Source organism: Brachybacterium sp. NBEC-018 (genome assembly GCF_024860185.1).
GTDB classification, from domain to species: Bacteria; Actinomycetota; Actinomycetes; order Actinomycetales; family Dermabacteraceae; genus Brachybacterium; species Brachybacterium rhamnosum.
In genome coordinates this window covers 787,275-799,308 of record NZ_CP100650.1, presented here as the reverse complement: position 1 = coordinate 799,308, position 12,034 = coordinate 787,275, and the positions used below count along the sequence as shown (strand labels likewise).

General features: G+C 73.9%; 11 protein-coding genes. 8 read left to right on the top strand and 3 right to left on the bottom strand.

From position 1 onward, the window contains the following. Complete coding sequence (locus tag NLU66_RS03615) at positions 1-756, bottom strand: SDR family oxidoreductase (protein ID WP_259361580.1); 756 nt, start codon at positions 754-756, stop codon at positions 1-3. A 64-nt stretch (positions 757-820) separates the two neighbouring features. Here NLU66_RS03615 and NLU66_RS03610 point away from each other — a divergent pair, with 64 nt between their 5' ends. Further along, on the top strand, positions 821-1,522 hold the full coding sequence (locus NLU66_RS03610) for a TetR/AcrR family transcriptional regulator (protein ID WP_259361579.1): 702 nt from the start codon (positions 821-823) through the stop codon (positions 1,520-1,522). A 267-nt stretch (positions 1,523-1,789) separates the two neighbouring features. Further along, entirely contained in the window at positions 1,790-2,182 is a 393-nt protein-coding gene (locus NLU66_RS03605) for a hypothetical protein (RefSeq protein WP_259361578.1), read from the top strand. On the opposite strand, the gene NLU66_RS03600 is transcribed toward NLU66_RS03605, so the two are convergent. After that, a complete protein-coding gene (locus NLU66_RS03600) occupies positions 2,166-2,651 on the bottom strand; it encodes a phosphotransferase-like protein (protein ID WP_259361577.1) in 486 nt (161 codons plus the stop codon). The two genes, NLU66_RS03605 and NLU66_RS03600, sit on opposite strands and share 17 nt — an antisense overlap. A gap of 142 nt (positions 2,652-2,793) precedes the next feature. Between NLU66_RS03600 and NLU66_RS03595 the strand changes: the two genes are divergently transcribed. The 5 genes from NLU66_RS03595 (at position 2,794) to NLU66_RS03575 (ending at position 10,373) form a co-directional block, all read left to right on the top strand. Then, complete coding sequence (locus NLU66_RS03595) at positions 2,794-3,756, top strand: ABC transporter substrate-binding protein (RefSeq protein ID WP_259361576.1); 963 nt, start codon at positions 2,794-2,796, stop codon at positions 3,754-3,756. After that, complete coding sequence (locus NLU66_RS03590; RefSeq protein WP_259361575.1) at positions 3,753-4,832, top strand: FecCD family ABC transporter permease; 1,080 nt, start codon at positions 3,753-3,755, stop codon at positions 4,830-4,832. Before NLU66_RS03595 ends, NLU66_RS03590 begins: the two co-directional genes overlap by 4 nt. Further along, positions 4,829-5,938 carry a FecCD family ABC transporter permease gene (locus NLU66_RS03585; RefSeq protein ID WP_259361574.1) on the top strand — a complete coding sequence of 370 codons (1,110 nt, stop codon included), beginning with the start codon at positions 4,829-4,831 and terminating at the stop codon, positions 5,936-5,938. Before NLU66_RS03590 ends, NLU66_RS03585 begins: the two co-directional genes overlap by 4 nt. Next, positions 5,935-6,726 carry an ABC transporter ATP-binding protein gene (locus NLU66_RS03580; RefSeq protein WP_259361573.1) on the top strand — a complete coding sequence of 264 codons (792 nt, stop codon included), beginning with the start codon at positions 5,935-5,937 and terminating at the stop codon, positions 6,724-6,726. Before NLU66_RS03585 ends, NLU66_RS03580 begins: the two co-directional genes overlap by 4 nt. A gap of 89 nt (positions 6,727-6,815) precedes the next feature. Further along, complete coding sequence (locus NLU66_RS03575; protein WP_259361572.1) at positions 6,816-10,373, top strand: S41 family peptidase; 3,558 nt, start codon at positions 6,816-6,818, stop codon at positions 10,371-10,373. A 105-nt stretch (positions 10,374-10,478) separates the two neighbouring features. Here NLU66_RS03575 and NLU66_RS03570 read toward each other — a convergent pair whose 3' ends face one another. Next, positions 10,479-10,850 carry a hypothetical protein gene (locus tag NLU66_RS03570; RefSeq protein ID WP_259361571.1) on the bottom strand — a complete coding sequence of 124 codons (372 nt, stop codon included), beginning with the start codon at positions 10,848-10,850 and terminating at the stop codon, positions 10,479-10,481. Positions 10,851-10,939: 89 nt separating this feature from the next. Between NLU66_RS03570 and NLU66_RS03565 the strand changes: the two genes are divergently transcribed. Then, complete coding sequence (locus NLU66_RS03565; RefSeq protein WP_259361570.1) at positions 10,940-12,031, top strand: LysR family transcriptional regulator; 1,092 nt, start codon at positions 10,940-10,942, stop codon at positions 12,029-12,031. The last annotated feature ends 3 nt before the right edge of the window (positions 12,032-12,034 follow it).

Sequence of the window (12,034 nt, the reverse complement as noted above, 5' to 3'; positions counted from 1 at the left end):
TCAGCGAGTGGTGTATCCGCCGTTGGCGAAGATGGTCTGGCCGGTGATCCACCAGCCCTCGGTCGCGAGGAAGCGCACGATGGGGGCGATGTCCTCGATCCGGGTGAGCTGATCACCCATCCCCTGGGACTTGTGGAACTCGACCCGCTCCGGGGTCTCCTGCCCGTAGAAGAAGGGCGTGTCCATGGGGCCGGGTGCGACGGCGGTGACGGAGATGCCGCGGCCGGCGAACTCCTTGGCCGCGGCGCGGGTGAAGTGCTCCACGGGCGACTTGCCGCCGGCGTAGGTGGAGTACCCGTCCGTGAAGGCGGCGAGGAGCGCGGTGACGATGGTGATGATCTTCCCGCCGTCCGCGAGGTGCTTGCCCGCCTCCTGGATGAAGAAGTACGCGGCCTTCGCGTTGATGTCGAACATCGCGTCGTACTCGGACTCGGTGGTCTCGAGGATCGGCTTGCGCAGCACCTTGCCTGCGGTGTTCACGGCGACGTCGATCCTCCCGATCGCCGCCTCGGCCTCGGCTAACAGTCGCGTGACGTTGGCGGGGACCGTCAGATCTCCCTGGAGGATCACGCCCGTGCCGCCTGCGCTCCGGATCGCGGCGAGGGTCTCCTCGGCGTCGGCCCGACTGGCGTCGGAGTTGTAGTGGACGGCAACGTCCGCCCCGGCGAGCGCGGACTGCCGGGCGATCAGGCCGCCCAGGTTCTTCGCGCCTCCGGCGATCAGCACGTTCTTGCCTGCGAGGGTCCGCTCGGTCATGCCACTGCCTCCGTAACGTAGATATGTAGCACCATATCGGTGATACACAACGTAACCTAGCACGATGACGGAGCACACGGGCAGCGGCACACGAGAGCGCCTGATCATCGCCGCGGCGGAGCTCATCGCCTCGAGCCCCGGCGAGGACTTCTCCCTGCGCGCCGTGTGCGACGCGGTCGGCGTGAAGATGCCGACGCTGTACCACTTCTTCGGCTCCAAGCAGGGGCTCATCGACGCCGTCGTCGACCACGGCTTCGACGTCTACCTGGGCCAGAAGCAGGCGATGGAGCACTCGGGGGATCCCCTCCAGGACATCCGGGCCGGATGGGACGCCCACGTCGCCTTCGGCCTCGAGAACCCGGGCTTCTACACCCTGATGTACGGCACCGTCCGACCGGGCTACTCACCGCAGGCGCAGTCCCGGCCCAGCGAGATCCTCCGCGGCCTGACGGCGCGGGCGGCCGAGCAGGGACGGCTCACGGTCCCCCCGGACCAGGCCGCGGCGCACATCCTGGTGACGAACATCGGGGTCACGCTGCGCCAGATCATCCTCGCCGAGCCGGACCCGGCGCTCTCCGCCGCCGTCCGCGAAGGGGCCCTCGCCGCCATCACCGGGGCGAGCGGCGCCGAGGGAGACCCGGTGGCGTCCGCGATGGAGCTGGCCGCCGCAGATCCCGCCGTCCTCGGCGAGGCCGAGACCACCCTTCTGCTGTCCTGGCTCGCGCGGCTGCGGGAGAGTCGGCGCGACGGGACCGGCCGCCCCTAGGGCTCCAGCGGCGGAGGCGCTCCGGGGCCCGGCTCGATCACCCCGCGCCGACACCTACCGCCAGGCGCTGCACATGCTCGGCCGCGCTCGCGGGCGCCCGAGGAGCGTGCTCGATGAACCGACGAGCGACTCGGCCGACGCTCGGCAGACCATGCGAACCCGTCCGCTGAACCCGAACCGCTCGAAGCGCCGGGGTCACGTGCGGCACGTACGGCGAGTGGGATGGTGGTGCGACGCGACTCCTCGCGACAACCACCGGAGGTGGACATGCGACGCAACGGCCTCCTTCCTGCGGCGCTGCTGCTCGCCTGCTCAGGGCTCTCGGCCTGCGCCCCGGCCGAGGTCACCGTCCCGTCCAAGGAGACCCCGAGCTCTCACCACTTCTCGGCAACCTATGCGCGGCTCAACGACGTGGAGTACGCGGACGGGGAGGTGTGCCCCTTCATGGACCGCACGGCCGGGCGGACGCTCGTGGTGTTCGAACCAGGGGCCGTCGGCCAGGCACACCCGGCAGGGGTGATCGTCGACGGGGTGACGCTGCTCGACGGCACGGCCTTCCGCGCCGGCCCCCTGTACAGGCTCAAGGACGGCCACGGCTGCGGCGGGACGCACGACGAGAGGGCTGTGCTCGTCATCGGCGACGTCACGCTCGACGACTAGGCCCGCCTGCTGCGTGCAAGCAGCGTGGGCTCAGCCGCGCCCCCTGGCCAGGAACCCCCCGGAGCTCCGGCGAGCGCAGGATCCGATTGACGACGGCATCGGGCGCGAGCTCCGAGGTGTCGATCCGCAGGTCGGACTGCTCGGCGTCGGCGATGCCGAGATGCCCGCGCGCGTTGCCGACGTGCTGACCGTGCCGGCGCGTGCTCTCCCGCGCCTCCACGACGTCGAGCCGCGCGCCGAGGTGGATCCACAGCGCGTCCCGCGCCCCGAGGGCCTGCTTCCAGGCCGGGACGATGGTCGCGTCCAGGGGCATCTCGTCGAGGATGACGTCGTTCCCGGCGTCGAGCATCGCCACGACCGCGCCGCGCATGCCGGCGAGCAGCCGCTCCCCTACCTCGCCGTAGCGGATGCGGGTGTGCGGCGCTCGAGGAGAGCCCCGGACGACCGCGACGCGAACAGGTAAGGTCACCCTGCCTCAATAATGCTACTTTTACCTTGCCTTAAACCGACCGAGCCGACGTGGCCCTCCCGCGCCGACCTCGGCCCCCGGTCGGTGACCACCGATCCCGCCCCTGGCTCCGCCACTCCTCCGGAAGAGAACCATGCCCACCATGCGCCGTCGCGCCCTGCTGCTCTCCGCCCTGGCCCCTCTGACCCTCGCCGCCTGCGGCAGCGCCGACGGCGCCGCCACCGGTGAGGCCGCGGAATCGGCCACCGGCACGAGCTTCACCTACTCCCCCGAGGGCTACGACGGGCTGACCGTCACACTCGACAAGCCCGCCGAGCGGATCGTCGCGGACTACTACTCCGCCGCCGCGCTCTCCGCCTACGGCATCACGCCCGTGGCCGTCTTCGGGTACGGGCACGACGGAACACCGGGGCAGCACGTGAGCGCCGACGTCGAGGTGCTGGGCCAGGACGACGCCCTGTCGATCGAGAAGCTCGCCGCGGCCAGGCCGGACGTGATCATCGCCTACGGCAACGAGGACGGCACCGGCTGGACCTGGTGGGACGACAAGGTCATCGAGCAGGCGACGGCGATCGCCCCGTTCGCCCCCGTCAAGCTCGGCGGCACCCCCGAGGACATGTTCGCCCGCTACCGCTCCGTCGCCGAGGCCCTCGGCGCCGACACCGACGCCGCCGAGGTGACCACGCAGCGGGAGGGCTTCGACGCCGCCCGTCAGAAGCTCCGCGACGTCACCGCCGCGAGCCCGGACATCACCGTGCTCGCCGCGCACTTCGCGGCCGACGTCATCTACACCTCCGGCACCCTCGGCGTCACCGCGATGCTCGCGGAGGACGGCGTCACGCTCGTCGGCCCCGAAGCGGGCGCGGACAGCGCCTGGGCGGAGCTGTCCTGGGAGACGATCAGCGACCATCCGGCGGACGTCATCCTCGTCCACGACTTCTCCGAGGCCTACGAGGAGAACCCGATCTACCAGAGCCTGCCCGCCGTCGAGGCCGGCCAGCTGGGCACCTGGGACGACAAGCGCTCCTACATCTACGAGGACTACACGGCGTGGCTGACCGAGCTCGCCGGGGTGCTCGAGAAGGCGCAGGACATCGTCCCGTGACCGCCCTCGATCGCCCCGGCGCCGACGAGGCGACGGAGGTGCACGGCCCCTCGGCCGCGCTCACCCCGGCGCGGCGCTCGCCGACCGCGGTGAACGTCGTCCTGCTCGTCGTCCTGCTGGCCCTCCTCCTCGGCGCGTGCTGGGCGAGCCTGACCGTCGGCGAGAGGCCGATTTCGCTGGGGACGGTGCTGGAGGCGCTCCACGCGCGCGCCACCGGGAACCCCGATCACGAGGTCGTGTGGGGCGCACGCATCCCCCGCACCGTCGGCGGGCTCGTCGTCGGCTCCGGCATCGCGGTGGCCGGCGCGCTCATCCAGGCCGTCTCGCGCAACCCGCTCGCCGATCCGGGGATCCTGGGCGTCAACGCGGGCGCCGCCTTCGCCGTCGCCCTCTCCGTGGCCGTGCTGGGCGCCTCCACGATGGGCGCCCAGCTGTGGGCCGCGCTGATCGGCGCCTTCGCCGCGACCGCCGCGGTGCTCGCCATCGGCTCCCTCGCCCGGAGCGGGATCGATCCGATCCGGCTGACGCTCGCGGGCGTCGCCTTCGGCGCGGTGATGGGCGGCCTGACGACGGCGCTGACCCTGCTGGACGTCGACGCCTTCGCCGCCATGCGCTCCTGGGGGGCGGGCTCGCTGTCCGTGCGCGGCCTCGGCGGGACGCTCCAGGCGCTCCCCTTCATCGCCGTGGGCCTCCTCGCGACCCTGCTCTGCGCCCGCTCGCTCGACGCCGTCGCCCTCGGCGAGGATCTCGCGGCGACCCTCGGCGTCCGCGTCGGCCGCACCCGTGTGATCGCCGTCCTCGGGGTCACCTTCGCGTGCGCGGCGGCCACCGCGGTGGCCGGACCCGTCGGGTTCGTGGGGCTGATGGTGCCGCACGTGATCCGGTTCCTCGTCGGCCCGCAGCAGGTGTGGGTGCTGGGACTGTCGGTGATCGGCGGTCCGGTGCTGCTGCTCGCGGCCGACGTCGTCGCGCGCATCGCCGTGCCCGGCGGCATGCCCGTCGGCGTCGTCACCGCGTTCATCGGCGCCCCCGTGCTCATCGCCCTGGTGCGCTCGAAGGCGGTGTCGACCCTGTGACCACCACGTCCCTCCGCGTCGCGGCGCCGCGGGCGACCACCGGCGAGCTCGACCTCGGGCGCCGCGTGATCCGCCTCCCCTGGCCCGGCGGCGGCCTGCGCGCCGACCTGCGCGGCGTCGTCGTCACGCTCGCCTGCCTGGTGATCGCCCTCGCCGTCGCGATCCTCGCGATCGGCACCGGCGACTTCCCGCTCACCCCTGCCCAGGTGGTCAGGGCCCTCCTCGGCACCGCTCCCCCGGGTGACGTGTTCGTCGTCCGGGAGCTGCGCCTCCCGCGCACCGCGGCGGCGCTCGCCCTGGGTGCCGCGCTCGCCATCGGGGGCGCCGTGTTCCAGTCCCTGACCAGGAACCCCCTCGGCAGCCCCGACATCATCGGCTTCGGCACCGGCGCGTACACGGGGGCGCTCGTGGTGATGCTGCTGCTGGGCGGCTCCTACCTCATGACCGCGACGGGGGCGCTGATCGGCGGGGTGCTCACCGCCGTGCTCGTCTACGCGCTCTCGGTGGGACGCGCGATCGGGCGCAGCGGGGTCGCCGGGTTCCGGCTCATCATCATCGGGATCGGCGTCTCGGCGATGCTCTCCGCCTTCAACACCTGGATCATGCTGCGCGCCGAGATCGAGGACGCGATGCGAGCCGCCGTCTGGGGCGCGGGCTCGCTGACGGGGATGGCCTGGGCGCAGGCGCTCCCGGCCGCGATCGCCTGCGGGATCATCGTCGCCGCGGCCGCCGCTCTCTGGCCGCGGCTGCAGATGCTCGAGCTGGGCGACGACTCCGCCGCGAGCCTCGGGGTCCGCGTCGAGCCCGCCCGGCTCGCGCTGATGATGCTCGGGATCGCCTCGGTCGCCGTGGCCTCGGCGACCGCCGGCCCGATCTCCTTCATCGCGCTCGCCGCGCCGCAGATCGCCAAGCGCCTCACGCGCGGCGCCGGGATCCCGCTGGTCACGTCGGCCGTCATGGGCGGCCTGCTCCTGCTCGTGAGCGACCTCGTCGCCCAGCGCATCCACCCCCAGACCCCGCTGCCGGTCGGCATCGTCACCGTGTGCGTGGGCGGGGTCTACCTCATCTGGCTGCTCATCTCCGAAGGAAGGAAGGGGCTGCGATGACCGCACCTCCCGCGACACCTGCCCGCCTCGGCGTCACCGACGCGACGATCGGCTACGGGGAGCGCACGATCATCCCGGACCTCTCCTTCGAGGTCCCCGACCACTCGTTCACGGTGATCATCGGTCCCAACGCATGCGGCAAGTCCACGCTGCTGCGGTCCATGGCGCGGCTGCTGCGCCCCACGAGCGGGCAGGTGGTGCTCGACGGCAGCGAGATCCACTCGCTCGGCCCGCGCGAGGTCGCGACCCGCCTCGGGATGCTCCCGCAGACCTCCGTCTCCCCCGACGGGATCCGGGTCGCCGATCTCGTGGCGCGGGGGCGCTTCCCGCACCGGCGCTTCCTCCGCCAGCTCGACGACGAGGACCGCCGGATCGTCCGCGAGGCCCTCGTGGACACCGGTGTCGAGGAGCTGTCCGGGCGCCTGGTCGACGAGCTCTCCGGAGGCCAGCGCCAGCGGGTGTGGATCGCGATGGCGCTCGCCCAGCAGACGGAGCTGCTGCTCCTCGACGAGCCCACCACCTACCTCGACATCGCCCACCAGGTCGGCGTGCTGAACCTGTGCGAGCGGCTCCACCAGGACGGTCGCACGGTCGTCGCGGTGCTGCACGACCTCAACCATGCGTGCCGGTACGCGACGCACCTCGTGGCGATGCGCGACGGGCGGATCCTCGCGCAGGGGCCGCCCGCGGAGATCGTCGACGCGGAGCTCGTCGAGCGGGTCTTCGACCTGCCGTGCCTCGTCGTCCCGGACCCGGTCTCCGGGACGCCCCTCGTGGTGCCCCGCTGAGGAGCCGTCGGCACGCGTCACGGGCCCGAACCGGGACAGTCCGACATAAACCTGCGACCGCCGTCACAGGACGGTCCTAGGCTTGCCCCATGACCTCCACCCCGGCACATGCCGCATATCTCCGCCACCCCGATGTGCACGGCGACCTGGTCGCCGTGACCGCCGCGAACGACGTCTGGCTGGCCCCGCTGGCCGGCGGCCGCGCCTGGCGGCTCACCGATGAGGGCGCGCCCGTCGGCTACCCGCGCTTCTCGCCGGACGGCGCGCACGTCGCGTACACGTCCCGCACCTCCGGCGGGCCCGAGGTGTGGGTGACCGCGACGGACGGCTCGACCGCGCCGCGGCGCCTCACCACCTGGGGCAAGCCGACCACGAAGGTCGCGGGCTGGTTGGCCGACGGCCGCGTGCTCGTCACGAGCTCGCACGCGGCGCCGCAGGCCCGCGACGGGCAGCTGTGGGCCGTGGACCTCGAGGGCCGGGCGACGCTGCTGCCGCTGGGCCGCAGCGGGGAGGCCGCGATCCACACGGACGGCACGACCGTCGTCGCGACGCCGTGGCGCCGTGACCAGGCCTCCTGGAAGCACTACCAGGGCGGCACGGCGGTGAAGCTGTGGATCTCGCGGCAGGCGCTGCCGCTCGACGCCCCGGCCGAGCAGCATGCGCAGCGCCCGTGGGAGGCGCTGCTGGACGAGCTGCTCGCCTCGAAGCTCCGCGTGGCCTGGTACGGCGACCGGCTGATCTTCGCCTCCGACACCCCGGGCGCGGGCGCGGCCCGCACGGACCGGGCGAGCGCGAACCTGTGGTCCGTCGCTAAGGACGGCTCCGACCTGCGGGCCCACACGCATCTGCGCTCGGAGGACGGCTACCTGCGCGAGCCCGCGACCGACGGCTCGACGATCGTCTTCACCTCCCGCGGCCGCCTGTTCGCGATGGACTCGCTCGACGCGGAGCCCCGCGAGGTCGAGGTCCAGGCGACCGGCGTGGGCGCAGCCCGACTGCCGCGCCCGGCCTCGCCGAGCGAGAACCTGCTGGCCATGCGGCCGGTGCACGACGCCCGCGCGAGCGTCGTCGAGTGGCGCGGCTCCGCGCACCTGCTCACCCATCGCCGCGGCCCGGCCCGCCTGCTCGCGGGCCGCTGCGGCCTGCGCATCCGGGAGGCGCAGCCGCTGGGCCGCTCCCCCTTCGCCCTGCTCGTCACCGACGAGGCCGCGCAGGCGGACCGCACCGACGGCGACGTGGGCTCGGACCAGCTGGCGCTCGCCCGGCTCGACGGCGGCGGCGAGCAGATCGCCCTGGACCTCGGCGATGTGGGCCGCATCCTCCACGCGGTCCCCTCGCCGGACGGCTCGAAGGTCGCGATCTCCACGCACGACAACGTGGTGCGCCTGGTGACCCTGCGCGGCATCGAGGACCCGGCCCGGCCCGCGACCTCCGGCACGGGCTCCGCCCCCTCGGCCGCGTCGTCGGCCGCGTCCCCGTGGGAGCAGGACGCCGAGCAGGTCCCGGGCGCTCCGCACCTCGACGCGGTGCGGGAGGTGGGCCGCTCGAACGGCGGCGAGATCCGCCACCTGACCTGGTCGCCGGACAGCCGGTGGCTCGTGTGGACCGAGCCGGACTCGTGGATGCTGGGCCGGCTCATGGTGACGGACGCCGAGTCGCACGAGCCGACGGGCCGCGCGCTCACCTCCGGCCGCTACCAGGACACCGAGGCGGCGTTCAGCGCGGACGGCAAGCACCTGGCGCTGCTGTCCCTGCGCACCTTCGAGACGGTCTACGACGACATGGTCTTCGACCTGGGGTTCGTCAACGCCGAGCGGCCGTTCCTGCTGCCGCTGCAGGCGACGACGGCGGATCCCTTCGGCCCCCACCCGGACGGCTGGGCGGGCGGCGCGGAGGAGCCGAAGCCGCAGTCCGAGGACGAGAGCGCCGAGAGCTCCGCGACCGCCGCGACCCCCGGGGCGTCGGCGGCCGAGGGCGCGACCACCGCGGCCGCCGGGCCGTCGGCCCCGCACGCGGAGGAGACGGTCTCCGCGGCGAGCCCCGCCGGGGCCGCGGACTCAGCGAAGGCACCGCGCACCGAGATCGACCTCGAGGACGCGGAGGCGCGGATCGTCCCGTTCCCCGTCCTCTCCGGCTCCTACTCGCACCTGCGGGCCGTGACCGGCGGCTTCGTGTGGCTGCGCCACCCCCAGCAGGGCGTGCTCGGCACCTCGCGCGCAGGCGTGGACGGCGACGCGCCCGGCCCCGCCCTCGAGTTCTGGTCCCTCTCGGACCGCAAGCTCACCGTGCTCGCGGAGGGCGTGGACGACCTCGCCGTCTCCGGTGACGGCGAGTGGCTCGTCATCAAGCAGGGCGGCGCCTGGGTGCAGGTCCCCGCGACCCGCAAGGCGGAGGACGAGGACCCGGGCCGCGTCACGATCGAGACGGACCGCCTGCGCCTCACCGTCGACCCGGTGCTCGAGCGCGCCGGCATGCTCTGGGACAACTACCGGATCATGGCGCAGCAGTACTGGCGGGCGGACATGGACGGCCAGGACTGGCACGCCATGACCTCCTGGTACGAGCCGGTGCTCGAGCGCGTGGTCACCGAGGACGACTTCCAGGACCTGATGTGGGAGGTCGTGGGCGAGCTCGGCACCTCCCACGCGTACGTCATGGGCGGCGTCTACCAGGCGGATCCGCCGATGATCCCGGCGTTCCTCGGCGCGGACCTCGCCCTGCGGGACGGCCGCTGGGTGATCACGCGGATCCTGCCCGGCGACTCCTCGGACCCGGACGCCCGCTCCCCGCTGCTGGCCCCCGGGGTCGCCGCCCGCGAGGGCGACGCGATCGTGCGGATCGACGGCCGCGAGGTGGGCGAGGCGGGCGTGGCCCCGCTGCTCATCGGCTCCGCGGGCCGCGCCACGGAGCTCGTGCTCGAGCGGGACGGCGGCGAGCGCCGCGTCGCGGTCGTGCCCCTCGCCGACGAGTCCGCGCTGCGCTACCAGGCGTGGGTCGACTCGCGGCGCCGGGCCGTGGCGGAGGCCTCGGGCGGCCGCCTCGGCTACCTCCACATCCCCGACATGGTCTCCTCCGGCTGGGCGCAGATGCACCGCGACCTGCGGGAGGCGTCCACGAAGGAGGGCATCGTGGTGGACGTCCGCTACAACAGCGGCGGCCACACCTCGCAGCTCGTCACCGACCGCCTCGCCCGCACGGTCCGCTCCTGGGACTTCCCGCGCCATGAGCGGCCCGGCACCTACCCGCAGTTCGCGCCGCGCGGCCCGGTCGTGCTCGTGACGAACCAGGAGGCCGGGTCCGACGGCGACATCGTCAACGCCGTCGCGCAGGCGATGGGCATCGGCCCCGTGATCGGCACCCGCACCTGGGGCGGCGTGATCGGGATCGACGGCCGCTACGACCTCGTGGACGGCACCGGCATCACCCAGCCCAAGTACGCGAGCTGGTTCGAGGGCGTGGACTGGGAGATCGAGAACTACGGCGTGGACCCCGACATCGAGGTGCCGCTCCCGCCGAACGCGTGGGTGGCCGGGGACGATCCGCAGCTCGCCCGCGGCGTCACCGAGGCGCTCGCCCTGCTCGAGCAGCACCCGGCGAAGACGGCCCCGCCGCTGCCCGCGCCGCGCTTCGCCCCGCGCGAGGGCTGAGCGGTCCGGAGGTCCGCACGCCGGCGGCCCGTCGGCCGGTCCCCGATCCCGGGGCCGGCCGACGGGCCGTCGTGCTGGTCGCGCCCGAGCGGATCCCCTGCGCTCTCAGCGCCGGGTCGCCCCGGCGAGCGGTGTGCGCGGCGCCTCGACGGTCTCCGCGACCGTCGGTCGCGACGTCTCCGGCTCGGCGGGCTCCCGCTCGGTGCGGGGCTGCTCGACGTCGGCGAGGCGGGCCATGGGGACCACGGCGTCGGGCATGAGGGTGCGGATCATGAGGGCGCCGCCGCGCTCGGCGGCCTGGGCGGCGGTGCGGGGTGCACGGCGCTCGGCGGGCGTGCGGCCCACCCAGCGGGGGTCGTCGTCCGGGGCGGGGGCCGGGAACAGCGCACCGAGGACGATGCGGCCCAGCGCGCCGAGGGCGACGGAGGCGGTGGCGATGAGGAGGAGGGCGGGGATTCCGATGAGCAGTGCGTCCATGCCTCGATCCTTCGCCCGTCGGCCGTGAAGGACAAGCGAACGTTTCTACCGCTCTGTTCACCCGGACTGAACAGTCGTAGGGTGGTCCCATGCTCGATCCCGTGAAGCTCCGCGTGCTCCGCTCCGTCGTCGAGACGGGCAGCATCCGCGCGAGCGCCGAGGCCCTCGGCTACACCCCCTCCGCCGTCAGCCAGCACCTCTCGACCCTGCGCCGCGAGACCGGCCTCGACCTGGTCGAGCGCTCGGGCCGCGGCATCGTCGTCACCCCGCAGGGCCGCCTGCTCGCGGAGCAGTCCGGCGCCGCGCTCGACGCCCTCGCCGCGCTCGACCGCACCGTGCAGGCCCTCCGCTCCGGCCGCTCGGGCGCCCTGCGACTCGGCTACGCCTCCTCCGTCGCCTCCACCTGGATCCCCGAGCTCGCGCAGGACGTGCGCCGCCGCTTCCCCGAGCTCGACCTCGAGCTCGTGCTGCGCAGCTGCAGCATCGACGACCTCGTCGAGGACGGCATGGACGTCGCCGTGGGCGAGAGCAGCCGGTCGCCGCTCGTCGAGGACTGGATCGCGCAGGACATCCTCGAGGAGGGCTACGTCGCGATCGTCGGCGTCGGCCACCGCCTCGCCGGCCGCACCTCCGTCCAGCTCAAGGACCTCGCCGAGGAGCCCTGGACGACGGACGACCCGATCCCCTCCCCCTGGTTCCGCCGCATCGCCTCCGCCTGCCTCGCCGCCGGGTACACGCCGCGCGTCGAGATCAACCCGACGGACTTCTCCACGGTGCTGGGCTTCGTCGCGACCGGCGACTACGTCACCGTGCAGCCCTCGATCATCGCGCAGGACCTCCGCGCCGATCTCGTCGCGATCCCGGTGGAGGACACGACGCTGCGCCGCCGCATGAGCGTGCAGGTGCGCCGCTCCGTGATCCGCCACCCCGCGGCGCGCTACATCGTGCGCCGCGTGCACGACATGGCGGGGGACCGCGCCCGCGACATCGTCGGCGTCGTGCACCTCAATGCGCCGGACGCCCGCGGCGTCGGCCCCGGCTGGACCGATCCGGCCGACGCCGCCGCCGACGGTGCCGCCGAGGGTTCCGCGCCGACCCAGGCGACCGGCGTCGGCGGGCCGGCTGCCGAGGCCGGCGCCGTCGAGGGCGCGACTCCCCGGCCCCAGCCCGCCGCGCTCTGAGAG